23 protein-coding genes are annotated in these 25,145 nt (G+C 63.2%); 13 read left to right on the top strand and 10 right to left on the bottom strand.

All coding sequences use genetic code 11. From position 1 onward, the window contains the following. The first annotated feature begins 77 nt into the window (after positions 1-77). The 4 genes from FRZ40_RS34345 (at position 78) to FRZ40_RS34330 (ending at position 6,710) form a co-directional block, all read left to right on the top strand. The gene (locus FRZ40_RS34345) at positions 78-1,424 is read left to right on the top strand and encodes an MFS transporter (protein ID WP_147237169.1); all 1,347 of its coding nucleotides are present in this window, start codon (positions 78-80) and stop codon (positions 1,422-1,424) included. A 346-nt stretch (positions 1,425-1,770) separates the two neighbouring features. Continuing rightward, positions 1,771-4,056, top strand: a complete 2,286-nt coding sequence (locus FRZ40_RS34340; protein WP_147237168.1) for a PA14 domain-containing protein — start codon at positions 1,771-1,773, stop codon at positions 4,054-4,056. A gap of 307 nt (positions 4,057-4,363) precedes the next feature. Beyond that, positions 4,364-6,259, top strand: a complete 1,896-nt coding sequence (locus FRZ40_RS34335) for an FAD-binding monooxygenase (RefSeq protein ID WP_147237167.1) — start codon at positions 4,364-4,366, stop codon at positions 6,257-6,259. Between the two features lie 19 nt (positions 6,260-6,278). Next, complete coding sequence (locus FRZ40_RS34330; RefSeq protein ID WP_147237166.1) at positions 6,279-6,710, top strand: MarR family winged helix-turn-helix transcriptional regulator; 432 nt, start codon at positions 6,279-6,281, stop codon at positions 6,708-6,710. A gap of 33 nt (positions 6,711-6,743) precedes the next feature. Here the strand turns inward: FRZ40_RS34330 and FRZ40_RS34325 are convergent, their stop codons facing one another. From FRZ40_RS34325 to FRZ40_RS34305, 5 genes are all read right to left on the bottom strand, one after another. Then, complete coding sequence (locus FRZ40_RS34325) at positions 6,744-7,571, bottom strand: helix-turn-helix transcriptional regulator (protein WP_147237165.1); 828 nt, start codon at positions 7,569-7,571, stop codon at positions 6,744-6,746. A gap of 45 nt (positions 7,572-7,616) precedes the next feature. Beyond that, positions 7,617-8,174, bottom strand: a complete 558-nt coding sequence (locus FRZ40_RS34320) for a carboxymuconolactone decarboxylase family protein (RefSeq protein ID WP_147237164.1) — start codon at positions 8,172-8,174, stop codon at positions 7,617-7,619. A gap of 96 nt (positions 8,175-8,270) precedes the next feature. Next, on the bottom strand, positions 8,271-9,389 hold the full coding sequence (locus tag FRZ40_RS34315) for a Gfo/Idh/MocA family protein (protein WP_147237163.1): 1,119 nt from the start codon (positions 9,387-9,389) through the stop codon (positions 8,271-8,273). A gap of 36 nt (positions 9,390-9,425) precedes the next feature. After that, the gene (locus FRZ40_RS34310; RefSeq protein WP_147237162.1) at positions 9,426-10,091 is read right to left on the bottom strand and encodes a flavin reductase family protein; all 666 of its coding nucleotides are present in this window, start codon (positions 10,089-10,091) and stop codon (positions 9,426-9,428) included. Then, the gene (locus tag FRZ40_RS34305) at positions 10,091-11,080 is read right to left on the bottom strand and encodes a zinc-dependent alcohol dehydrogenase family protein (protein WP_147237161.1); all 990 of its coding nucleotides are present in this window, start codon (positions 11,078-11,080) and stop codon (positions 10,091-10,093) included. Before FRZ40_RS34305 ends, FRZ40_RS34310 begins: the two co-directional genes overlap by 1 nt. Positions 11,081-11,391: 311 nt before the next feature. Between FRZ40_RS34305 and FRZ40_RS34300 the strand changes: the two genes are divergently transcribed. The 3 genes from FRZ40_RS34300 (at position 11,392) to FRZ40_RS34290 (ending at position 14,203) form a co-directional block, all read left to right on the top strand. Then, positions 11,392-12,501, top strand: coding sequence for an alkene reductase (locus tag FRZ40_RS34300; protein WP_147237160.1), 1,110 nt, complete (start codon positions 11,392-11,394; stop codon positions 12,499-12,501). Between the two features lie 108 nt (positions 12,502-12,609). Continuing rightward, positions 12,610-13,839, top strand: coding sequence for an MFS transporter (locus tag FRZ40_RS34295; protein WP_147237159.1), 1,230 nt, complete (start codon positions 12,610-12,612; stop codon positions 13,837-13,839). Between the two features lie 100 nt (positions 13,840-13,939). After that, a complete protein-coding gene (locus FRZ40_RS34290; protein WP_028364442.1) occupies positions 13,940-14,203 on the top strand; it encodes a hypothetical protein in 264 nt (87 codons plus the stop codon). Positions 14,204-14,215: 12 nt separating this feature from the next. Here the strand turns inward: FRZ40_RS34290 and FRZ40_RS34285 are convergent, their stop codons facing one another. From FRZ40_RS34285 to FRZ40_RS34275, 3 genes are all read right to left on the bottom strand, one after another. Continuing rightward, the gene (locus tag FRZ40_RS34285; RefSeq protein ID WP_147237158.1) at positions 14,216-15,763 is read right to left on the bottom strand and encodes a methyl-accepting chemotaxis protein; all 1,548 of its coding nucleotides are present in this window, start codon (positions 15,761-15,763) and stop codon (positions 14,216-14,218) included. A 102-nt stretch (positions 15,764-15,865) separates the two neighbouring features. After that, entirely contained in the window at positions 15,866-17,206 is a 1,341-nt protein-coding gene (dctA, locus tag FRZ40_RS34280; protein WP_028364440.1) for a C4-dicarboxylate transporter DctA, read from the bottom strand. A 158-nt stretch (positions 17,207-17,364) separates the two neighbouring features. After that, positions 17,365-18,531, bottom strand: coding sequence for a mandelate racemase/muconate lactonizing enzyme family protein (locus FRZ40_RS34275; RefSeq protein WP_147237157.1), 1,167 nt, complete (start codon positions 18,529-18,531; stop codon positions 17,365-17,367). A gap of 133 nt (positions 18,532-18,664) precedes the next feature. Between FRZ40_RS34275 and FRZ40_RS34270 the strand changes: the two genes are divergently transcribed. Next, positions 18,665-19,621: a LysR substrate-binding domain-containing protein gene (locus FRZ40_RS34270; RefSeq protein ID WP_147237156.1), complete on the top strand. Its 957-nt coding sequence runs from the start codon at positions 18,665-18,667 to the stop codon at positions 19,619-19,621. 11 nt (positions 19,622-19,632) lie between these two features. Here FRZ40_RS34270 and FRZ40_RS34265 read toward each other — a convergent pair whose 3' ends face one another. After that, positions 19,633-20,088, bottom strand: coding sequence for a GNAT family N-acetyltransferase (locus FRZ40_RS34265; protein WP_147237155.1), 456 nt, complete (start codon positions 20,086-20,088; stop codon positions 19,633-19,635). Between the two features lie 345 nt (positions 20,089-20,433). On the opposite strand from FRZ40_RS34265, the gene hmpA reads away from it, so the two are divergent. Continuing rightward, complete coding sequence (hmpA, locus tag FRZ40_RS34260; RefSeq protein WP_147237154.1) at positions 20,434-21,648, top strand: NO-inducible flavohemoprotein; 1,215 nt, start codon at positions 20,434-20,436, stop codon at positions 21,646-21,648. 567 nt (positions 21,649-22,215) lie between these two features. Then, complete coding sequence (locus tag FRZ40_RS44575; RefSeq protein WP_167528738.1) at positions 22,216-22,377, top strand: hypothetical protein; 162 nt, start codon at positions 22,216-22,218, stop codon at positions 22,375-22,377. Positions 22,378-22,642: 265 nt separating this feature from the next. Here the strand turns inward: FRZ40_RS44575 and FRZ40_RS34255 are convergent, their stop codons facing one another. Continuing rightward, positions 22,643-22,945, bottom strand: a complete 303-nt coding sequence (locus FRZ40_RS34255; RefSeq protein WP_147237153.1) for a hypothetical protein — start codon at positions 22,943-22,945, stop codon at positions 22,643-22,645. Between the two features lie 289 nt (positions 22,946-23,234). Here FRZ40_RS34255 and FRZ40_RS34250 point away from each other — a divergent pair, with 289 nt between their 5' ends. From FRZ40_RS34250 to FRZ40_RS34240, 3 genes are all read left to right on the top strand, one after another. Beyond that, positions 23,235-23,477 (top strand): hypothetical protein, encoded by a 243-nt coding sequence (locus tag FRZ40_RS34250; protein ID WP_147237152.1) that lies wholly within the window; start codon positions 23,235-23,237, stop codon positions 23,475-23,477. 96 nt (positions 23,478-23,573) lie between these two features. Then, positions 23,574-23,744 (top strand): hypothetical protein, encoded by a 171-nt coding sequence (locus tag FRZ40_RS44570; protein ID WP_167528737.1) that lies wholly within the window; start codon positions 23,574-23,576, stop codon positions 23,742-23,744. Between the two features lie 331 nt (positions 23,745-24,075). Further along, positions 24,076-25,068: a chemotaxis protein CheB gene (locus FRZ40_RS34240; protein ID WP_028364433.1), complete on the top strand. Its 993-nt coding sequence runs from the start codon at positions 24,076-24,078 to the stop codon at positions 25,066-25,068. The last annotated feature ends 77 nt before the right edge of the window (positions 25,069-25,145 follow it).

The raw sequence follows: 25,145 nt of genomic DNA, 5'->3' as shown, positions 1-25,145 counted from the left end.
CGGAAGGAGACAGGCGAGGCGGCGCCTTTCGCGCGCCTCGCCGCCTGCAAACCGGCGCGCATTCAAGAGGAGACATCATGGCTATCAGCCGCACTGCGAACCCGGCCGACGTCGCAACCCCGACGCGCGTGCGCTACGTCATCTTGCTGCTGATCTTCGCGATCACGACGTTCAACTACGCGGACCGCGCGACGCTCTCCGTCACGGGCTCCGCGATGCGTGCCGAGTTCGGCTTCGACGCAATCCGCATGGGCTACATCTTCTCGGCCTTCAGCTGGGCGTACGTGCTCTCACAAGTGCCGGCGGGATGGCTGCTCGACCGCTTCGGCGCGCGTCGCGTGTATGCGGCGAGTATCTTCCTGTGGTCGCTCTTCACGCTGCTGCAGAGTTCGATCGGCTTACTCGGCAGCGGCGCGGCGGCCGTCGCTGCGCTGTTCGTCTTGCGCTTCGCGATGGGCGCTGCGGAAGCACCCGCCTTTCCCGCCAATGCGAAGGTCGTGGCGAGCTGGTTTCCGACGAAGGAACGCGGCACGGCATCGGCGATTTTCAACTCCGCGCAGTACTTCGCGGCCGTCATCTTCACGCCGTTGATGGCGTGGCTCACGCATGCATTCGGCTGGCATCACGTGTACATCGTGATGGGTGTCGCGGGCTTTGCGCTCGCATTCACGTGGCTGAAGGTGATGAAGAATCCCGCGCAGCATCCGAAGGTCAACCGCGCGGAACTCGAACATATCGAGCAAGGCGGCGGACTGATTCACGGACGCCAGACTCAGGTTGCCGACCCGCGCGCCAGTCTTGCGCGCTGGTCGGTGATGCAGCAGCTGCTGAGCAACCGGATGCTGCTCGGCGTCTATCTCGCGCAGTTCTGCATCAACGTGCTGACGTACTTTTTCCTCACCTGGTTCCCGATCTACCTCGTGCAGGCACGCGGCATGACGATCCTGCAAGCGGGTCTCGTCGCATCGCTGCCCGCGATCTGCGGATTTCTGGGCGGCGTGCTCGGCGGCATCGTGTCGGACTCGATGATCCGGCGCGGACATTCGCTGACCGTCGCGCGCAAGGTGCCCATCGTGGGCGGCATGCTGCTGTCGTCCTGCATCATCGGATGCAACTACGTCGGTGCGGACTGGCTCGTGGTCGCGTTGATGTCGCTCGCGTTCTTCGGCAAAGGGCTGGGCGCATTGGGATGGGCCGTCGTCGCGGATACGTCCCCGAAGGAAGCCATCGGTCTGTCGGGCTCGATCTTCAACATGTTCGGCAACATGGCAGGGATCGTCACGCCCATCGTGATCGGCTACCTGGTCGCGCAGTCGGGATCGTTCAATGGCGCGCTGGCGTTCGTCGGCATCAACGCGCTCGTGACCATCTTCAGTTATCTCGTGATCGTCAAAGATATCAGGCGAGTGGAACTGCGCCAGTAATTCGCTTCCGCCAGCAGCGAACAACGCCCGGATCTCCGGGCGTTTTTGCTTTCACATCGGCCATCGCGTCGTCCTCGTCGTCGGTGCCCCTCCGCGTCTGCCCCCCGCCCGTCATTCCGCCTGTCATCCCCGTCTCTCATCCCGTCTCTCATCCCGCGTGTCAGGGAAACTCCCGATACAGCAATTGATGACTAATAATATTATTAATTCCGCCGTATCGCTTCCGCTTCTTCCGAATTCTTCCCATCAGTCAGGATCACCGTGCACAGGTGAAGGCAGAGCTATGCACGATAAATTAATAATAATTTTCGACCTTTTATAAACGCGGGGATCACAGGAGAGACAGGTGCGCAACTTCTTCGTGCTTTCGGCAAGCGCGGTGCTTCTGGCCGCGTGCGGTGGAAACAGCGATTCATCTAACCCGACAGCGGTGGCCAACACCCAGACGCCCGCCGCGACTGCAGCATCGGCTGCCGCATCGGCCGCCGTGCAGAACGAATTCAGGCTGGCGGGATCGACGCCGCTCGGCATGCGAACCACGACACCGGCCGTCGTCATCAGCGATCCAGACAAGAATCTTCCGCCGTACACCCCACCCGCGCCGCCTGCTGCGCTCTCCACCACCACGCTCGGTTTCGGCGATTTCACGAGCTATCTGGCGCCCGGCTCCACGCAGGGCTGGGTGCCCGGCACGACGGCTTCGAGCATCACGATTCCGGCGCCCGCCACCAACGGCACTGGGGCGGGCGACAAGGCCGTCGCGCTCGGCAGCACGTATGCGACGGCATCGTACGAAGCAGACGTGACGGTCAGCAATCCCGTTGGCACGGGCCCCGCGAATGCAGGCTTCATCGTGCGCACGACCAATCCGACGGCGGGCGGCCCCGACAGCCTGACGGGCTATTACATCGGCCTCGACACGGGCTCGCACACGCTGGTCGTCGGACGCGAGAACAACAACTGGACGCAGTTCATCCAGTATCCGAACAGCACGATCACAGGCGGCAGCACGCACCATCTGAAGGTCACGACGAGCGGCACGGCCATCACCGTCGATCTCGACCAGCAACGCGTGATCAGCGCGAACGACGCGACCAACGCGCTGCCCGCCGCGTTCGCGAACGGCAGCTTCGGCGTGCGGCGCTTCGGTGTCGGCGCGACCTTCAGCAACGTGACGATCAAGACCTATCCGAAGGTCACGTCGCCGACGTTCGATTTCTCGAAAGTGGCCGGCATGGTCTATACGCCGTCGACGGCCGTCAACGCAATCGACTTCTGGCAGAACTACGATCCCGCCGTGGTCAATCGCGAACTGACGTATGCGCAGACCTACGGCATCAACACGATCGCCGTGTATCTGCACTACCTGGTGTGGGCCAACGACCGCGTCGCGTTCCTCAGCAAGTTCGAGAACCTGCTGGAAATCGCGTCGCGACACGGCATCAAGGTGTCGCCGATCTTCTACGACGACTGCTGGAACCCGACGCCGCAATACGGACCGCAGCCGGCTCCCGTCTGGGGCGTGCACAACAGCCAGTGGGTGCAGTCGCCGGGCACGCCCATCGAGCAGGCATACTTCCAGCCGACGGCATCGAACGCGTCGATCACCTACAAGGCGAGCCTCGCGAACTACATCACCGATTTCGTCGCGCCGCACCGTAACGACTCGCGCATCATCTTCTGGGAACCGATGAACGAGCCGGGCTGCAGCGGCAACGGCTCGCTGCAGCAGACGCGCGCGGTGCTGATGAACGATGCGCGCATCGCGATCCTGAATGCGGGCGCCACGCAGCCGATCAACTCGCCGCAGGTGCAGGAAGACGAAGGCACGTACTTCTCGGACTTCTACGCGTTCCATCCGTATGGCAATCCGTACTCGGGCCCTGTGAACGGCAGCTATGTGAACGCGCTGAACTCCGAGACGCTGCAGCGCGGCTTCACGGGCACGGCAGGACAGACGGTGTCGGGCATCGTGTCGAACTACGGCGGCAGCACGGGCTTCATCATCTGGGAGCTGATGATCGGGCGCACCAACACGCGCTTCCACTGGGGACAAGTGCCAGGTGCGCCCGCGACGGTCGAACCGGCAACGCCGTTCCAGGGAACGATCTATCCTGACGGCCATCCGTGGCAGACGTCGGAAGTTCAGGCGCTGACGGGCGGATTCGACGTGAAGCTGCCCGTGCTGAACGTCGCGTACTACAACGATCCGACCTTCAGCAGCGCCCCCGTCAAGACGTCGGTCACGCCGCTCGTCGATTTCGATCTGAACACGGAGCGCGGCACCGACTCGCCGGATGCATCGGCGGGCGTCAATGCGACGAACTATGGCATCCGCTGGACAGGTGCGATCGAAGCGTCGATGTCGGGCCTCTACACGTTCTCGATCAACAGCGATAACGTGGCCCGGCTGTGGATCAACGGCGTGCAGGTCATCAGCAAGAAGACCTCGACGCGTTCGACGACGAGCGGCATCGTGTGGCTGAATGCGAAGCAGCCTGCGTCGATCAAGGTCGAGTACGCGCACGCGACGGGCGCCGCGAACATGCATCTGTCGTGGTGGAATCCGCTGGTGCAGAGTCCTGCCGCCGTGCGGATCGTGCCTTCGAATCCGCTCGTGGCGACGAACTGAGCAAAGCGCGCGTAAATAGCTGAAGCCGGCGGCGCGTCGACGCGTCGCCGGCTTCAGCATGTTCAGGCCGGCAAATCTGCCGCTCATTCACGGCTAAGAATCGGTCCGCACAATGGCGTCCGTCAGCAGCAGAAGCGAGATGCACGCGACGGCAGCGCACCCAGCACCCCAGACTCGATTCGTCATTTGCCCCTTCCGCGACTGACCCCAGGGTAAACATTCATCGGTGCATCTAGCGCTTTTAAATGGTTGGCGTACGGAGTATATTTGCCATCACGATGATCAGTACGGATTGGAGGAAGACATCATGCAATTTCATCTCAACGGTTTCCGCGTTGGCGATCCCACGATCGAGCCGGCACTGGATAACGCGCCGCGCGTCGACATGCCCGAGACGGTCGACGTGCTCATCGTCGGAAGCGGTCCTGCGGGACTCGTGCTCGCGGCACAGCTGTCGCAGTTCCCGACGATCACGACGCGCATCGTCGAGCGTCGTGCCGGACCGTTGCTGATGGGTCAGGCGGATGGCGTCGCATGCCGGACTGTCGAGATGTTCAATGCGTTCGGGCTCAGCGACCGGTTGTTGCGCGAAGCCTATTGGGTCAATGAAACGGTGTTCTGGAGGCCCGATGCGAACGATCGCGGCGCGATCAAGCGTACCGGCCGCGTTCAGGATACCGAAACAGGCATGTCGGAGTTTCCGCATGTCATTGTCAATCAGGCTCGCGTGCAGGACTATCTGCTCGACGTGATGCGCCGATCCGCGCAACGTCTCGAACCCGACTACGATCTCGAACTCGTCGATGTGCAGCGCGACGATGACGGCGACTATCCCGTGCGCGTCACGTTGCGCCGCACCGACGCCGCGCGGCTCGACGAACAGGTAACCGTGCGTGCGCGTTATGTGGTGGGTTGCGACGGCGCACGCAGCCGGGTGCGCACGGCCATCGGCCAAACGCTGCGCGGCGATGCCGCGAATCATGCATGGGGCGTGATGGACGCGCTGGCCGTCACGGACTTTCCCGATATCCGCCTGAAGGCTGCGATTCAATCGGCCAGCAAGGGCAATCTGCTGATCATTCCGCGCGAAGGCGGCTATCTGGTGCGCTTTTACGTCGATCTCGGCGAGGTCACGCCGGAGAACCGCGACGACATCAAACAGGCCACGGTCGATCGCATCATTCAGACGGCGCAAGGCATCCTGCATCCCTATTCGCTCGATGTGAAAGAAGTCGCGTGGTTCTCCGTGTATGAAGTCGGGCAGCGTCTGACCGATCGTTTCGACGATGCCGTCGCCGCCGACGGATCGTCGCGCGAACCACGCGTGTTCATCGCGGGCGATGCGTGCCATACGCATAGCGCGAAGGCGGGCCAGGGCATGAACGTATCGATGCAGGACGGCTTCAATCTCGGCTGGAAACTCGCCGCCGTGCTGCAGGGACGCAGTGGCATCGATCTGTTGCGCACGTACTCCGACGAGCGTCAGCCCATTGCGCAGGAGTTGATCGACTTCGACAAGGAGTGGTCCGCGATGATGGCCGCGCCGCCGAAAGATCCCTTGCATCCGGAAGCAGGCGGCGTCGATCCCGCCGAACTTCAGGCGTATTTCGTGCGCGCGGGCCGCTATACGGCAGGCGTCGCAACGCGCTACCGCCCAGCCATGCTGACGGGCGAAGCGACGCACCAGGCGCTCGCCAAGGGCTTCTCAATCGGCACGCGCTTTCACTCGGCGCCCGTCGTGCGGCTCGCGGATGCGAAGCCAGTCCACCTCGGGCATGCAGCACGTGCGGACGGTTGCTGGCGGCTCTACGCGTTCGCGGACGCGAATCGAAGCGCGCTCGATGCGCTCTGCGAACATCTCGTCACATCGCCCGATTCGATCCTGCGCCTCGTCACGCCGCAAGGCGCCGATATCGACAGCGTGCTCGACCTGCGCGCCGTGCTTCAGCAGCCTCATCGCGAAGTGCGGCTCGACAGCCTGCCCGCGCTTTTGCTTCCGCGCAAGGGGCAACACGGACTCATCGACTACGAGAAAGCATTTACGTGCGATGCCGCGGCTGATATCTTCGACGAACGCGGCATCGATCGCGAACGGGGCGCGCTCGTCGTGGTCCGTCCGGATCAGTATGTCGCGCATGTTCTTCCACTCGATGCATATGCCGAACTGAACGCCTTCTTCCGGCCGATATTCCGCATGCACTAACCATTCGAACATTGCGAAATTGCCGAACAAACACGACACTCCCGAAGCGCTTTCGAAATTCACGGGCAGCCTCGTGCGCCGCGCCCAACAGCGCCACGTAGCCGTCTGGCTCAGCGAAGTGTCTGCGGACATCACGAGCGTGCAATACGCGGCGCTCGAGATCCTGCAGCAGACGCCCGGCATCAATCAGCGGCAGCTCGGCGATGAACTCGATGTGGACCGTTCGACCATCGCCGATCTCACCGCGCGCATGGTTCGCAACGGTCTGGTCGAGCGCTCCGACGCCCCCGGCGACAAGCGCAGTTATGTGCTGTTTCTCACGGCCGCGGGCAAGAAGCAGCTTGCGGTCCTGCGCCCGCGTGTCGAGGAAGTCGAGCGCATTCTCACCGCAAAGCTGACGCCGCGCGAGTCCGTGGAGCTGAAGCGTCTGTTGGCGGCATTGCTGGCGTAGCGGGCAGAGTCGTGTCCACGCGCGAGATGTGATTCATCGCATCGAATTCGCGGCAAGCAGTTGCAGATGCCGCGTTTCCGTTTCGTCGTCCGCGGGGAACATGCACTCCATGCGCAACTCCTGCGCCGCCACGTTTTGCGGTGCGCCCACCGTCGTCACCATCGAGAAGTAGCGAAGCACCGTCCCCTCGCTGACGAAGTTCAGCGGAATCACGGGCATCGTCGGCGCGCTGGAAGTGACTTGATGCGTCTTCCAGTCGCGCGGTACGTCGGGATAGGCAAGCAGTTCATCGAGCAGATGCTGCGTCGTATCGTCGACCACATGCCCGACGGATTCGCGATGCACCCGCTGCAACAGGCTGCGCGCAACGCTATCCCAATCCGCCACGAAAGGACGCATGCCCTGCGGATCGAACATCAGGTGCAGCATGTTGCGCGGACCTTCGCGCGCCGCCATATCGACGAAATGACGGAAGAAACGCGGCGCGGCGTCGTTGGTCATCAGCACGTTCCAGTGGCGATCCATGACGATCGCGGGAAACGGTTCATGCTGCCGCACCACACGTTCGAGTGCACGAACCACGCTGTGCATTTCCTGCGCATTCCACGGCGCCTCCGAATACATCGGCGCATAGCCTGCGGCGAGCAGTAAGGCGTTGCGCTCGCGAAGCGGCACGTCGAGCGTTTGTGCGAGTATCAGCAGCGTGTCCCGGCCCGGCACGCTGCGTCCGCTTTCGATAAAGCTGATCTGCCGCTGGGAAATACCAGCCTCCAGCGACAGATCGAGCTGACTCACACCTCGCACATCGCGCCAATAGCGCAACAGGTTTCCGAGTTCGCCCGGCGGCATGTCAGCGTTCATCACATTTCCCCGATTCGAGACGCAGCAACATATAACGTAGTTGAATCAGGCTGCGGGCGCACGCCAGACGAACTCTTCGAACTGCCCTTCGAGCGCGGGCTGCGTGACGCTTGCCGTGTAGTTCGTGATCGCGGAGGCCGCCACGACGGCGACGACTTCGAGCAATTGCCCGGCACTGAACCCTGCTTCGAAAAAGCGCTGCTGGTCGGCGTCAGTGAGGCGCCCGCGCTTGTCGATCAGCGTGCGCGCGACCAGCGAAAGCGCGGCCAGTCCCGCGTCACGCGGCAACACGCGTTGCCGGATGGCGTCGACATCGGCGGGTGGAACGCCTTGCTTCAACGCAAGCGCCGTATGGAACGCGACGGGCCACTCGCTGGCATTCGTGACGGCATTGGTCAGCAGCAGCGTCTGGATCTGCGGCTCCGTGAGGCTGCTCGCATGCACGCGTTCGAACAACCCGATGAAGCCGTTGATCAGCACAGGCGAAGCGGCCATCTTCGCCGCGATGTTCGGAATCAGGCCGAACGTGCGTTGCAGTTGTTCGAGAACGGGCTTCGATTGCTCGGGTGCGGACTCGATCGTATGAACGGGATAGCGGGACATGATGCCTCTCCTTGGTAGTGAGCGCCGCCAGGACTGGTAGCGCGACAGCCAGAGAGTAAGCGCGCCCAGGAGACGCGCCAATTACATCGCATGTAATCACTCTGCCGCGTCCAGCCTCGCGAATTCGCGCGCACGGTACGACGTTTGCGCGCTGTCGAGCAGCCGATGCATCCGCACTGCATCGGCGAATGTGGGCGCCGTGTGCGTGCCGTTCGCCACGTCGTGCGCATAGGCCCAATACAACTCGGCAAGTTCCATCACCGCCGAAGGCAGCGGCGAATCCGGCAGCCGCCGATACGGGTCAGGAACATCGAGCCGTTCGAGCGCCAGCTTGTCGCCATGCGCGCCGAAGATTTCATAATCGTCGCCCACGTCGCCGAATGCCGACGCGTTCGTGATGCGCAAGTCGCCCTCCGTCCCCGTGATATCGATCTGCACACCCGAGCCGTTGCGCTTGCCGCCTTCGATATGCACCGACACGACCGCACTGCCGTCCAGCATCCCTGCGAGCACCAGTTGATCGGGCGTCGAGGTCGGCATCGAGACGCCCGTTTCCCTGATCGTCACGGATGGGAACTGGTTCGGCGTGAGCGCGGCGATCGATACGGGCCAGCCGGTGCCCGAAAACAGCATGTCGAGAAAGTGGCCGCCGTAGATCGATACCACCGACGAAAAATTCTCCGGCGGCACGGTCCATTCGAGCGCACGCGTGCGCGTCGCCTGAAAGTAATTCATGCTCACATGCATGCGCACGGAACGCAGTTCGCCGACGTAGCCCTGCGCGATCAGATCGCGCACGTAACGGTTGTGCGGCGCGTGGCGGCGCTGCAAACCGACCACGTGACGCACGCCGTGCGTTTCGGCAAGCCGCAACAGTTCTTCCGATCCGGCGAGCGTCGTCGTCAACGGCCACTCGCAGTACACGTGCTTGCCCGCCGCGATCACGCGCTTCACCGTTTGCGCATGTTGAGGCGCCGTGTTCAGCACGAGCACGAGATCGATATCGTGGCTTTCGATGAGTTCATCCATCGACGCCGCCACGCGTCCAATGCGGTATTCGCGCGCGGCTGCTTCGGCGGCTTCACGGCGACGGCTATAGACAGCCTGCAACGTGTATTGCGGCAACAGATCGAGCACGCGCAGATGACCATGCTTTGCCCAGTTGCCCACGCCGATCACGCCCACGCGCAACGGCGAACCTTGTGATGCTTCCATGATGTTCGATTCTCCAGTGAATGACAGACGTAGGTATCAAACCGGCCGCCCCGTCCAGCTTTGCAGTGCAATCGCCGGCAGGCGGATGGTGTCGTTCGTCCGCACATAGGTGTTGGGTTCGCCGCGCCCGATCAGGCGCAGCTTGCGGGCGTCGATATAAGCCTTCTGCGCATCGATGACGGCGGCATCGACGATATGCATCGTCAGCACTTCGCCCAGTACGAGCGAGCGCGACGGGCCAAGCTCAACGATGTCGAACAGCCTGCATTCGAACGAAACAGGACTATGCGCAATGCGCGGCGTACGGATCCGCGTCGACGGCGCGGCCACCAGACCTGCTTCGATGAATTCGCTGCGATCCGGCGGGAAGTCGATTGCGGTGACGTTCATGTCGTCGAGATTCGACTCGCCGACGAGATTCACGACGAACTCCCGCTCCCGCCTCACGTTCTCGCCCGTATCCTTGCGATCCGTAGCCGAGCGATGCAGGATGCTGAAGCCCAGCACGGGCGGATCTTCGCCGAACGCATTGAAGAACGAGAACGGCGCGGCGTTCAGCTCGCCGTGCTCGCCCAGCGTCGACACCCACGCGATCGGGCGCGGCGTGATAGCGGCGCCGAGCAGCTTGTAGCGTTGCTTCGCGTCGATTGCTTCGAAGTCGAATTCCACCTTTCCCTCTTCATCAACCAGGGGCGCGAGCATCACACCGACACCACGATACGGCCAGAATGCTCGTTGCGTTCGAGTAGCGCATGCGCCTGCGCCATTTGCCCGAATTCGAAGCGATGCGCGATCACGGTCTTGAGCGCGCCGGACTGCAAGCCGTCGAACACGAACGCTGCGGCAGCTGCCTGGCGTTGCGCGTCGGTGGTGGTCGCGAAGAGGTTGTAGCCGTGCACGGTGATGCGTTTCGCGAGCAGCGGCAGCACCGGCAACACGGTGTCGTCGGGACTCAATGCGCCGTATAGCAGGATCGTGCCGCCCGGCCGCAACGCATCGATCAGACGCGCGAAATCCTTGCCGCCGACAGGATCGAACGCGAGGTCCGCACCACGTCCGTCCGTGATGCACTGCACCGCTTCGACGAGGTCTTCTTCGCCGGTGACGATCACGTGATCGGCGCCGAGCGCGACGAGCGCATCGCGCTTCTCGCGTGTTCGCGTAAGCGCCACAGCAGTCGCGCCGAGACGCTTCGCGACCTGAATCGCGCCGATGCCCACGCCGCTCGATGCCGCAGGAATCAGCACGACATCGCCCGGTTTGAGGCGCTCGTTTTCCGCGAATGCCGCATAGGGCGTCACGAACACATTCCAGATCGCCACCGCATCTTCGTGCGACAGCCACGCAGGGCTCTTCACGACGGCATGCGCAGGCGCCAGCACGAGCTCGCCGTACACGCCGTAGTCGTTCATCGAAAACGACGGCACCGTGCTGACGGCATCGCCGACGGCCACATGCGTCACGTTCGCGCCAACGGCCTCGACCACACCGGACGCTTCATAACCTATGCGCGCCGGCAACTTAGCGGGCTCGACATACTCGCCGCGCCGCCACATCGATTCCGCGCGATTCAGTCCAATCGCCTTCACGCGGATGCGCACTTCACTGGCGGCAGGTTCGGGTGAGCCCGCTTCGATGTACTCGAAGACTTCGGGTCCGCCGTGCCGCGCAAACGTAATCACTTTCGCCATGATGCATTCCTTTGGTCGTATCTATCGGACGCGCATTGCCTGCTGCGATGCGCGTTGAGGTGGCCCGGATTATGGAAATGCCTTCACGGCGGATAAACACGGCTCAAAAGACATCAGTGTTCCGCCAACACAAACAATCGCCGAACGCCGCGTGCAGCGGGCTTCACGCGATTGCGGACGCGCACGTCCGCAGTGACCGAACCCGCGGGCGGTTTTTCCGGCGCGGCGCCGCGTCTACATTTGCGTCAAGCGTCGCCCGACAGCGGGCAATACGCAGCAGCTTCCCGAATCACTGAATTGTGGAGATAGACATGTCCAAACTGTTCTCGAAGGTCGCAGTCGGCCCGTACGAAATTGCTCATCGCGTGGTCCTTGCCCCGCTCACCCGCATGCGTGCAGAGAGCGGCGCACGCCCCGGCGCGCTGATGGCCGACTACTATGCGCAGCGCACGTCGGCGGGCGCGCTGCTGATCGGCGAAGCCACCATTGCCGCACCGGACGGCAACGGTTATCTCGGCGCGCCCGGTCTGTACGACGACAGCCAGATCGCCGGCTGGAAAGCCGTGACGGATGCGGTGCACGCGAAAGGCGGCAAGATCTTCCTTCAGCTGTATCACGCAGGCCGGCAGTCGAACGCACAGTTGCAGCCGGATGGCGGCCGCCCTGTCGGACCGTCGGAAATCCCGCACGGCGGCGTTGCATACACAGAAGCGGGCTGGGTGCCCAACACGCCGAACCGCGCGCTCGAAACAGCGGAAATCGCGCGCATCGTCGAGAGCTTCCGCACGGCCGCCGGGCGCGGCGTGAAGGCGGGTTTTGACGGCGTCGAACTGCATGCCGCCAACGGCTATCTGTTCGACCAGTTCCTTCAGGACAGCAGCAACCGGCGCACGGACGAATACGGCGGTTCGATCGCCAACCGCGCGCGCCTGCTGCTCGACACCACGCGCGCCGTGATCTCCGTCTGGGGCGCCGACAAGGTTGCCGTCCGACTCGGACCGAGCGGCTCCTGGGGCGACATGTCCGACAGCAATCCTGAAGCACTGTTCACGTACGTGGCCGCGGAACTGGACACGCTCGGCATCGCGTATCTGCATCTGATCGAGCCGCGCATCGCGGGCAACGTCGAAGATGACGCGCGCGACCAGACCCCTGTCGCCGCGAAATCGCTGCGCGCGCATTTTCATGGTCCGATCATCGCGGCGGGCGGCTTCGACGGCGACAGCGCCGAGGCGATCCTGCAAAGCGGCGACGCCGATCTCGTCGCCTTCGGACGGCATTTCATCGCGAACCCGGACCTGCCGGAACGACTGCGCAATCGTCTGCCGTTGAACAAGTACGATCGCGCGACCTTCTTCGGCGGCACGGAAATCGGCTATACCGACTATCCGTCGCACGACGAGGATGCCGTCACGGCTTGAGCGCGACGAAGTCGCCACGCTCCGAACCCTTCTTTTACGCAATGCGGCCAGTCCGCGCGATGCACGATGCTCGCGCGGACGGCTGCGCGTCTGCTGGAATTTTCAACTATGGACCTCGATCAGCCCGCATCGATTGCCGATGCGCCCACGTCTGTTTCTTCCGCCGCCGGCAAACGGCGCTGGCTCGCCGTGCTGTCGATCGCGCTCGGCTCGTTCGCGTTCGTGACGACGGAATATCTGCCCGTCGGCGTGCTGCCGAAGATTGCCGCCGACCTCAGTGTCACGCCGGGCACGGCGGGCCTGATGACCACCACGCCCGGACTCATCGCGGCGCTCTCCGCACCGTTGCTGCTGCTCGCGGCGGGCCGTCTGAACCGGCGGTCGATCCTGCTGTTGCTCTCTGTCGCGCTGGTCGCCTCGAACCTCGTCGCCGCGCTCGCAACCAGCTTCATGGCGATGCTGATCGGCCGCGCGCTGCTCGGCATCAGCCTCGGCGGATTCTGGACCGTCGCGCTCGACGTCTCCGGACAGATCGTCACCGAAGACGAAAGCGCAAAGGCCAGCGCGACGATCTTCATGGGCATCACGCTCGCGACGGTGATCGGCGTGCCGCTCGGCACGTTCATCGCGGAACTGTCGTCGTGGCGCGTCTCGTTCTTCGCCACGTCCGCACTCGCGCTCGCTGCGTTACTGCTGCAAGCGACGCTGCTGCCCGATCTGCCGCCGCGCGCCGCCGCGCGTCTCGCCGACTTCAGCCGCATGCTCACACGCTGGACCGTCGTGCGCAGCCTGCTGCTCGTTGCGCTGCTGTTCGGCGCTCACTTCAGTGCATATACATACATCGCGCCGTTTCTCGAAGACAATGCCGTGCTCAGCGCGACGTGGGTGACGGCGCTGCTGCTCGGCTTCGGCGTTGTCGGGTTCATGTCCAATTTCGTCGCGTCGGCGTTCGTCACCTCGCACCCGCGGCTCTCGTTGTCCGTGATGACGGCGCTCGTGATGGCATCGCTGGTCGCGCTGCCCATGTTCGCGCATACGCATGGCGCCGTCGTCGCGGGCGTGCTCGCGTGGGGCATCGCTTATGGCGCGATTCCCTTGTGCCTGAGCGTATGGATGCAGCTGACCTCGCCGGATCGTCCCGAAGCGGCTTCGGCATTGTTCGTCAGCGCCGTGCAGATGGCCATCGCGGCGGGGTCGCTGGCGGGCGGCGTGGTCGTCGATCATGCGGGCGCGACGGGCGCGATGCATCTCGGCGTGCTGCTGTCGGTATTGGGACTCGCGGTGCTCGGATCGTTTGCGACGACGGGCCGCACGCTGGCAGCCGTGCTCGCGCAGTGATTTGCCCGCCGTGGCCGCAAGCGATTCAGCGTCCCTGCGCGCTGGCATGTCACGCCTCCGTGCTACGATGTTCTGCGCTCACCGTGCCGAGGAGACGAACATGCCAGCCCATGACTTCAGCGAGTTTTCGTGGGACGAACAGGAAGACGTCAAGGCCGTCCTTGCGAGCCGTGGACTCGCGCTGGGCGAGTTCAGGATCACGGACACCGCTGATTCGCCGAAGGACGGAAAAAACGGAGCGATCCGGCAGATCTCCGTCACCCGTCTCTCCAACGGCAAGGCGGCGACCTACGACACCGATCATTTCGCTCCGTGGCTCACCGACTTCGACGAGGCGCTGGCAGCAGGATACTTCGACGACTGACCGGCTAATCCATCAGGCAAGGCTCGCCAGCCGGAAGCGGCCCGCCGCCGCCTTCAGCAAGTCGGTCTGTTCCTTCAGCGAGGCAGCCGCTGCCGCCGCCTCTTCGACGAGCGCGGCATTCTGCTGCGACATCTCATCCATCTGCGAGACGGCACGATTCACTTCCTCGATGCCGTCGCTCTGCTCGGCGGACGCCGTCGCGATCTCGTTCATGATCGACGACACGCGGCTCACGGCCGAGCGCACTTCGCCGATGGTTTGCCCAGCCTGTCCGACGAGCCGCGAGCCATCATCGACGCGTGCCGTCGATGCATCGATCAATGCCTTGATTTCTTTTGCCGCGCTCGCCGAGCGCTGCGCAAGCGTCCGCACCTCGCCCGCGACCACGGCGAAACCGCGGCCTTCCTCGCCGGCGCGCGCGGCCTCGACGGCGGCATTGAGCGCGAGAATGTTCGTCTGGAACGCAATGCCCTCGATCACGGCGATGATCTCGTTCATCCGCCTCGCGCCGTCATGAATGTCCCGCATCGCGACGATGACCTGACTCACGACATCGGCGCCCGCGCCCGCTGTCGCGTTCGTCTCTTCGGCAAGCTCGCGCGCGGTCCGTGCGTTCTCGGCATTCTGCGAGACAGCGCTCGTAAGTTGTTCCATGCTCGCCGCAGTTTCCTCGACGGACGCCGCCTGCGCCTCCGTACGCGCCGACAGATCCGCATTGCCGGCCGAAATCTGCTGCGTCGCGGCCGCGATCGAATCGCTGCCGCGCGCGATCTGCTCGATCATCGATGCGACGCCTTCCTGCATCTGTCCGACGCTTTTCACGAGACGCCCCATTTCGTCGTCCGTTTCGAAACGCAATTGCTGCGACATGTCGCCCCGTGCGATACGTTCGACGTGCTGCACGGTCATTTCGATCGGACGCGCGATCGCGCGAAGCAGCGAGAATCCGCACGTAACGCAGGCCACCAGACCGACCACGATCGCGATGACCGTCACCGTGAACAGCGTGTCGTAACGGTCCTGCGCAGCCTGGTAGCGCTCGGCGCCCTGCGTGGTGCGGAACTTGTCGAGCGCCGCCGTCTTCTGTGTCAGCGACGCTGCGAGCGGCGGCATGTCCACCATCGCGATATGGTCGGCACGCGTGTGATCGCCGTGACGCATCGCGTCCACCATCGGCTCGAGCGCGCCATGCAGCATCGCTGCGCGCGCGTCGGCGACGGCCTTCGACAACGCCGCCTCGGCGTCGGACGCGGGCAGTGCGCGGTACTCCTTCCACGCCGCATCGGACACGGCGAGATAGTTGAGCGCCTTGTCGATCAGCGCACCCGTGTCCGGTGCTTCGGGATGCAGCAGCACGCGGTCGAGCGTGGTGCGCACGACCGTCAGGTTGAGGTTCGACTTGCCCAGCGAGGTCGCCGCCGCCACATCGCTCGTATAGGCCTGCGCAACCGCACTATTCGCCCCCCGCATGCCCGTGATGCCCAGCACGCCGCTGACCATCAGAAGCAGGCCGAGCAGCGTCAAGGTGGCAAGGAGACGGAACTTGATCGTGAGTTTCATGCTGGTTTCATTGATACAAAAGGACCAATCCCTGTTATCGGCACCGATCTGCAGGAACTTCACTTTTCCTTCGATCTACCCGGCCCTGTTTTTTGACTGGCCTCAATGCGCGTTCGAACCCACAGCCGGTTCGATCGACGGCTGCGTGTGGGGCTCGCGCACCTCATACTCCGCCGTGCTTTCGCGATTCAACACGGCACGCGCCCGCTGCATATCGAGCTGGCCTTCCCACCGCGCGACGACCACGGTCGCGACGCCATTGCCGATCAGGTTCGTGACGGCCCGCGCCTCGTTGAGAAAACGGTCGACGCCCAGCAGCAGCACGAGACCTTCGACGGGAATCTTGTGCATCGACGCGAGCGTCGCGGCCAATGCGACGAAGCCCGCGCCCGCCACGCCCGCCGAGCCCTTGGACGTCAGCAGCAGCACGCCGAGCACGAGCAGCTGGTCCCAGATCGAGAGATGCACGTTCATCGCCTGTGCGATGAAGAGGGCTGCCATCGTCAGATAGATCGCCGTGCCGTCGGCATTGAACGTGTAGCCCGTCGGCAGCACCATGCCGACCACGGGACGCGAGCAGCCCAGCTTCTCCATCTTGATCAGCATCTGCGGCAACACCGCTTCCGTCGACGCCGTGCCGAGCGTAATCAGAATTTCGTCGCGGATATAGCGGAGATATTTCCACAGCGACAGCCCGCACATCTTCATGACGAGACCGAGCACGATCACCACGAAGAAGATCGACGTGAGATACAGGCACACCATCAGCTCGCCGAACGACGCCAGCGTGCCTATGCCGTATTTGCCGATCGTGAACGCCATGCCGCCGAACGCACCGATGGGCGCGACATACATGACGATCCGCACCACGCCGAACATGCCTTGCAGGAACATGTCGAGCATGTCGACGAACGGCGCGGTGCGCGGCCCCAGTCTGGCGAGAGAAATGGCGAGCAGCACCGAGAAGAAAATGATGGGCAGCATGTCGCCGTTCGCGAATGCGCCGACGATGCTATTCGGCACGATGCTCATGAAGAAGTCGAGCATGCCATGCTGCTTCGCCGCGTGCGTGTAGGTCGTGATGGCTGCACTGTCGATGTGCGCAGGGTCGATGTTCATCCCGCTGCCAGGCTTGATCACATTCACGACGACCATGCCCGCCACGAGCGCGATCGTCGATGCGACTTCGAAGTAGAGCACCGCCTTGACGCCGACCCGCCCTGCTTCGTGGAGATCGTTCATCCGCGCAATGCCGACGACTACCGACGCGAAGATGATCGGCGCCAGCAGCATCCGGATCAGCTTGATGAACAGATCGCCGAGCGGCTTCATCTGCGAGCCGACGTCCGGATAGAAGTGCCCAACCAGAATGCCCGCCACGATCCCGATGAGCACCTGCACGTAAAGCTTCGAAACGGCTTTCCTGATCTTTGATACCAGCATGTCTGTCTCCTGCATGGTCTCTACTGACGAAACAGTGCGAGCGTCCGCCGCCCGACATGCCGAGGCGGCGGATACAGGCCGGCTTTCGCCTGCGTTGCCTGGTTTTGTTATGAAGGCCGGCGCCGGCTATCCCTGCCGGCGCCCTGCTGCGAGCGGCGTTATGCCGACAGCTTCTGCATTTCGACGATGAGGTCGGACTTGCCCTCGAAGCCGATACCGGGCAGATCCGGCATGGTGATGTAGCCGTTCTCGACGCGTACGCCGTCGGGAAAACCGCCGTACGGCTGGAACAGATCCGGATACGATTCGTTGCCGCCAAGGCCCAGACCCGCCGCGATGTTCAGCGACATCTGATGCCCGCCGTGCGGAATGCAGCGGCTTGCTGACCAGCCGTGCTGATGCAGCATGTCGAGCGTGCGCAGATACTCGACGAGGCCATAGCTCAGCGCGCAATCGAACTGCAGCCAGTCGCGGTCGGGACGCATGCCGCCGTAGCGGATCAGGTTACGGGCGTCCTGCATCGAGAAAAGATCTTCGCCCGTGGCCATCGGCTTCTCATAGTAGTTGCGCAGTGCCGCCTGCAATTCGAAGTCGAGCGGATCGCCCGGCTCTTCGTACCAGAACAGGTCGTATTGCGAGAGCGCCTTCGCGTACTGGATCGCGGTGTCGAGATCGAAACGGCCGTTGGCGTCGACGGCGAGCTTCTGACCGTCCTGCAGCACGCTCAGAATCGAGTCGATGCGACGCAGGTCTTCATCGAGCGACGCGCCGCCAATCTTTTTCTTCACGACCGTATAACCCCGGTCGATATAGCTACGCATCTCGTCCTTCAGCTTGCCGTGATCCTGGCCCGGGTAGTAGTAACCGCCCGCTGCGTAGACGAAGATCTTGCGGTCCGGCTGGCCGTTACCGTAACGGTCCGCCAGCAGCTGAAACAGCGGCTTGCCTTCGATCTTCGCCACGGCGTCCCATATGGCCATGTCGATCGTGCCGATCGCGACGGAACGCTCGCCGTGACCGCCTGGCTTCTCGTTCGTGAACATGGTCGCCCAGATCTTGTGGGGATCGAGATTGTCGCCGGCATCGTTGACGAGCGAGGCAGGGTCAGCTTCGAGCAGCCGGGGAATGAAGCGCTCACGCATCAGCTTGCCCTGGCCATAGCGGCCATTCGAATTGAAGCCGTATCCGACCACCGGCTTGCCGTCGCGAATGACGTCCGTCATCACGGCCACCAGACTCAGCGTCATCTTGCTGAAGTCGATGTACGCGTTGCGGATCGGGGAACTGATGGGAACGGTCTTTTCGCGGATTTCAACGATTCTCACGGCACTGTCTCCTGACTTTTGAACAGTTATTGCGCCACGCCGGCTGCAATTCTGGACGTAGCTTAGCCGCGAAAGAGCCTGCTACACTTCACCAGGATTCATTTCATCTTTCACTAAAAGTGAATACCGATTCATGAATACCGATACCGCCTCCGACTTCGAGTTTTTCATTCTGCTTGCGAAGCTCAAGAGCATGTCGGGCGCGGCCCGCGCGCTCGACCTCACGCCGCCTGCCGCGACCAAACGGCTCGGCATCATCGAGAAACGGCTCGGCGCGCGCCTCGTCAACCGGACGACGCGAAGCGTCAGTCTCACGCCGGAGGGAGAAACGTATCTGCGCTACGCGAGCCAGATAGTCGGACAGGTTCGTGAAATGGAAGAGGCGATCTCGGGAGCGAAGCGCGACCCGCAGGGCTTGCTGCGCATCAACGCGACGCTCGGTTTTGGCAGAACCACGATCGCGCCGCTCGTGTCGGACTTCGCGAGACGCTTTCCGAATGTCGAGGTTCAGTTCGAAGTGACGGACCGGCCCGTCGATCTGATAGAAGGCGCGTTCGACATGGCGATCCGCTTCGGCGAACTACCCGGCAGCCGTCTGAGCGCACGGCGCATCATGAGCAATCGCCGCTTTCTGTGCGCATCGCCGAAGTATCTGGAACGCTTCGGAACGCCTGAGCGCGTGGAGGATTTGCAGCAGCACCGCTGCATCATTCATCGGCAGAACGACGACGCGTATGGCGTGTGGCGCTACATCGTCAACGATCACATCGAGGCGATCAAGGTCAAGGGCGCACTGTCCAGCAACGACGGCGACATCGTGCTTCGCTGGGCGCTCGACGGTCACGGCATCCTGATCCGTTCCGAATGGGATCTCGCGAAGTACGTGCAGAGCGGACGCCTCAAGCTGGTGCTGCCCAATACCGTGCTGCCGTCAGCCGACCTGTTCGTCTATTACTCGCGGCAGCGCAATCAGACGGCTCGCGCGCGGGCTTTTATCGATTTCCTGGTCGATCGTTTCCAGGCGCCCTTCACACCCGTCGATACGGCCATCGACACGCGCGAGCGCAAAAAACGCGTTGCGCGCAAATGAAGGCTACGGGCTCAGGGCAGCGGCACGCGCCACTTCAGCAGAACCTCGGTGTCCGTTTCCATCGCGACGACGAACCCGTGCTTGATGAACAAACGCACGGCGGGATTTGCCCTTTCGAGTATCGCCGAGACGTTGACTCTCGCCAGTTGCGCTTCGTCCTGCACGGCGGTCAGCAGCAGACTGCCGAAGCCTTTGCCCCGATGATCGAGATCGATATGTAGCGCTCTGAGCCGCCATTCCCTGGGGCGCCGATCGATGTCCAGAACGCCGATGGGCACGTCGTCGGCACACGCGAGCATGGCTTTGGCCAGTTGCGTGTCCCGTTGACCGAACTGCATGACGTCGCCAGGCAGCTCGTAGCCTTGCGCCTGCAAGGCCGTCGACTGCTTCAATATCCTCAGCAGGATCGGCGCATCGCCGGGCTCGCACGGACGCAGCTTCAGACTGACGAAATTCGTGGACTGCATGCGTTTTCGCGACGATGGAGACAATGCTTCATCGTAACTTCTGGAGCGACGTGCAAGTGCGTACGAAAGCCATCCGTTTCGTACGTTCGGCGTGCGGGAACGTCGGGCATCGCCGTCACATGCCTGTAGTTAAGGCGGTTACGGCGGTGGTGGGAGTCCCCTGGCGAGCGCGCCTTGCGCTGTCGCGCGACAATCGCACGATGGTCATCTCGAACGGAAGCGCAGCCGCGCGCGCATCCTCGCATGTCGTGCAACGTGGCGGCCAGCGCCGCCCGTTGATGCGCGGCATGCACGCCGCATGCGACTCACAGCGCTCCTCACACGCCACCCACATTGGAGGCCCACATGCTCACCCAGCGTACGAAGGATATCGTCAAGGCAACGGCTCCCATCCTCGCCGAACACGGATACCCCATCATCCAGCGGTTCTACACGCGATTGTTCGAAGCACACCCTGAACTGAAAAACACCTTCAACATGGCGCATCAGGAGCAAGGCCAGCAGCAGCAGGCGCTGGCGCGCGCGGTGTACGCCTACGCCGAAAACATCGACGATCCCGGCAGTCTCTCCGCCGTCCTGCAGAACATCGCAAACAAGCACGCGAGTCTCGATGTGCGTCCGGAACAGTACCCGATCGTCGGCGAGCATCTGCTGGGCGCGATCAAGGACGTGCTCGGCGATGCCGCCACGGACGAGATCCTGTCCGCATGGGCGCAGGCATACGGCAATCTCGCCGATGTACTGATGGGCATGGAAAGCGGCCTGCGCGAGCAGCGGGCGGCGCAACTGGGCGGCTGGAACGGCTGGCGTACCTTCGTCGTGAAGGAAAAGAAGCCGGAAAGCAGCGTCATTACCTCCTTCGTGCTCGCCCCCGCCGACGGCAAGCCCGTCGTCAATTTCGAACCCGGCCAGTACATCAGCGTCGCCGTGCGCGTGCCTTCGCTCGGCCTGCAGCAGATCCGCCAGTACAGCCTGTCGGACATGCCCAATGGCAACACCTATCGCATCACTGTCAAACGCGAGGCGGGAGAAGGGCAGAAGCCGGCCGGCTATGTGTCGTCCTTGCTGCACGACGAGGTTGAAGTAGGCAGCGAAGTGCAGCTCGCCGCGCCGTACGGCAGTTTTCACATCGACGTCGACGCGAAGACGCCCATCGTGCTGATCAGCGGCGGCGTCGGCCTCACGCCGATGATCAGCATGCTGAGGCGCGCGATCCAGGACCCCGTGCGGCAGGTCGTGTTCGTGCACGGCGCGCGCAACAGCGCCGTTCATGCAATGCGCGACCGCCTGAAACAGACGGCCGCGACGCATGCGAATTTCCGCGCGATCATCTTTTACGATTCGCCCTTGCCCGCCGATACGCAAGGACAGGACTACGACTATCCGGGCTTCGTCGATCTCGATCGGATTTCACGCGAAGTGCTGCTGCCCGAAGCCGACTATTACATCTGCGGGCCGATCCCGTTCATGCGCATTCAGCACGACAAGCTCAAGAGCATGGATATCCATGAATCGCATATCCACTACGAGGTGTTCGGCCCGGATCTGTTCGCGGAGTGAGCGCGTTTCTGCACGGATGCACGATGTGCACTACGCACGTGCATCCCGTTCGGAAAATAGCGCGGACAGGTCGAGGTCCGCCATCCGCTCGGGTTCTTCACGACAGGCAGCCGGGCGCAATAAAAGCAGCGCGGTCGCCGGCTTCACGATTTCTTCACACACGTCTGCATGGCGGCTCCCGAAGTCAGGGTATGTCGTCATGCAAGCGCCCCGCAAACCGCCTCGCCGCGACCTTGGGTCGCTCCGGGCGGCTGCCGTCAGAGTGACGTGACCCCTTGCTGGCAGGGGAAACGGGAATGCAAGATGGCTGACGATGAATCGCTTTGTCAGACGCCAGCAGCACAAAGCTCGACCGCAGATGACGCGTTCTGCCATTGCTTAACTGGCTGTCGGCGCTTGTCTGGCAAATCTGAAGGTTCAAAGCGGTGTGCGGCATGCAGGTATCGAATCGCATGTATTGCGGATATATGAGTACTCGACACCTGCTGGCAATGTACGGCTTCCATGGTGGGCATCGCGCGAGCGGTCGCCTAGAATGAAAGCGGCCACGTCATAACGGAGGATGCCGTGAATGAAACCCTGATCGCCTATCTGCTGGGGCCGGCCGTGATGGTCGTGGTCGCGGTGCTGCTATGGATGGCGGCCCACCATGACAGACATGGCAGCCCGAGGCGAGTCGCCCGCTGGCTCGATACCCATTACGTCGACCTGATGCACCATCGGCATTGAGCGCCCTTCACCTCTCCCTACGGCATCCCGGCGGCGGCATCGCTGCCGGGCACCGCATCCGGCCACACTGCATGTAGTCAATGCGCCGCGCGTCTGAAAGCGCGCGATTTCGACTGGTTACGCGAAGATCGCAAGGCGAACGAAAAAAAGCGACCGGCACAGGGAACGATGCCGGCCGCACGGGCGCCAGAGATGGCCCTCCGGCTATCCGTTGCCCGCAGCAACGGAATGATGGGCGGCAACGCGGTTCAACGCGTCGCCGCCATTACGCTTCGCGGCTTGGCGCCGGTTCGGGTTCGGGTGCGAGAACGTGGAGCAACGCGTGCGTGATCCACGTCTGCTCCCTGAGGCTGGACAGGATCCGGTCGGCCTGCGCTCTGCCCAACGGTTCGAAACTGATCGTGATGCGCTCGAACTCTTCGCGCCTCACGCAGGTCGTCGACGTCCCCCGCATGCACGCGCCCGCATCCGTGAGCAAACGCCAGAGCGCGATGACATGCAGGTCGCCGCACGCCGCCTGAACCGTGATACCGCCCACACGCCCAGTCATCTGTCGATTGCGCGTCATGTTTGATCGTCCGGAACGGTACCTCGATGAAGGCGTCGAGCGATCGCCTTTTCCATGAGCAGCTACCGCCCGTTATCCGGAACAGTTCTGCTCACACCAGTGAAAAGACTAGCGTTTGCCTGGATGCTTGTTAAGCGCTGCAATGTGTCCGTAAATGCTGGTTATCGTACATCCGTCGTTTCGGACTGCGGCCCGAAACGGCTTCCGGAGCGGGAACGCAGCTTGCCGCTCGATACACGTCAATACGGACAAGCAGCGTCGCGGACGCAACCCAGCCAGCGAGAAAATCATGAGCATCACTACGATTCGCACATCGGATACCGAACTCCTGGTCGAGCAGACCGCCTGCACGTTTGCAAGGAAGGAAGATGCCGACGCCTTCCAGCGATGTCTCGTCAATGGCAGCGTAGAAAGCTGTTATCGCGATCACCCGCCTGTGTCGATGAGACCCGCGCGTCCCGACGAACGCGCCGACGACCCCAATCGCGACAGCACGATTTCGCCATCGCTGGGCGGCGACGCTGCGATGTGACGTGCGCGGCGCTTGCCACCCTTGCAAGCCCCAGGCAACCGATCAGGCAACCGATCAGGCAAATCGATCCGAACTTAATACCCAATGGAGGCCAACATGCAACCAGACGAACCGCCCCTCAGTCCCCGCGACGAAGGGCCGCCCGACGCTCCGGGTGTCGGCGAAGACGTATGCGGCGCATGCCATGGCACAGGCACGGTCGAAGGACAGCGCTGCAGCGTGTGCAACGGGACGGGCAAGGTGCTGCAAGGCATCGGCGGCGGGTGACGGACAAGCTAACGAACAAGCTAACGAACAGGCAAGGCGCATGGAGACACGAATGGACCTGCAAGACAGGTAGCGCTTGTGACGAGAGACGGGACGGCGATCGGCAAGATGGCGATCAAAGGCGCGGCAGGCACGGGCTTCGACATCGCGGAAATGGTCGCGTTCCTCGTCTCGGATCGCGCCCGCCACATGACGGGGACGCCCGTCTGGATCGACGGCGCGGCCAGTCGCTGCTGGTGGGCGAGCCTGTGTCTTCGTTCACCTTCGAGCAAAGAAAAAACCGCGGCATGCGGATTGCTACTTAAAGGAGTTCAGGCCACGCGGAGGCACCTTGACCCACCGAGACTTCATCGCAGTAGGTGCGTCGGCGGGCGGTGTCGACGCGCTGCGCGATCTCGCGTCCCAGCTCCCGCCCGACCTCCCCGCGACCGTGGCCATCGTGCTGCACGTGGGTTCGCACGAGAGCCTGCTGCCCTCCCTTCTCAACGGTTCCGGCCCGCTCGAAGCCAGCCACGCCGAGGATGGCCAGGTCTACAAGCGTGGCAAGATTTACGTCGCGCCGCCGGACCGGCATCTGATTGTCGATGGGACCTGTTTTCGTCTCGTGCAGGGCGCAAAGGAAAACTTCGCGCGCCCCGCCATCGATCCGCTCTTTCGCAGCGCCGCCTCCGAAATGGGCTCGCGCGCCATCGGCGTCGTGCTGACGGGTCTGCTCGACGACGGCGCGGCGGGCCTCGAAGCCATCCAGGCGTGCGGCGGCGCGACGCTGGTGCAGGATCCCGCCGACGCGTTCGCGCAGGACATGCCGCTCAACGCCGCCCCCTTTGCCGACTACATCCTGCCTCTCGCCGGGCTCGCGGCGCGGCTCGTCCAGCTGGCGGGCGGCGTCCCCCAGTCACGGGGAAAAGAGCCTGACGGGCGGCACACAGCCGCCCGTCAACGGGTTACGACCGAGCAGCGCGCATGGGTGGGGGACCCTTCGCCGCCCGAGTCATTGCGCGAAATTGCGTTGCCCTCGATGTTCACCTGTCCGGACTGCCACGGCTCGCTCTGGCAGGTGAAGGATTCGCGCCTCCTGCGCTATCGCTGTCACACAGGACACGCGTTCTCTGCGGCATCGCTGGGTGCCGGCCGCCGCGACGACGTCGAACGCTCGCTTCTGGACGCCGTGCGCGCGCTGCGTGAGCGCGAGATGGCAAGCCGCGCGATGGGCGAGCATTTCGGCAGACAGGGGGACAAGGCCGCACAGACCTATGAAGAGGACATTGCCCGCCGTGCGAACGAAGCGGCAGGACTCTTGCAGTCACTTCTGCGAGAGCGATAATAGCGGTCTACGCCGGTAGTGCGGAAAGCCCACGCGGAAAGTCCACGCGGAAAGCCACCGGCGGCGATCCCTATTCT

The sequence above is a fragment of the Paraburkholderia azotifigens genome (genome assembly GCF_007995085.1).
GTDB classification, from domain to species: Bacteria; Pseudomonadota; Gammaproteobacteria; order Burkholderiales; family Burkholderiaceae; genus Paraburkholderia; species Paraburkholderia azotifigens.
This window is presented reverse-complemented; position numbering and strand designations above follow the sequence as displayed.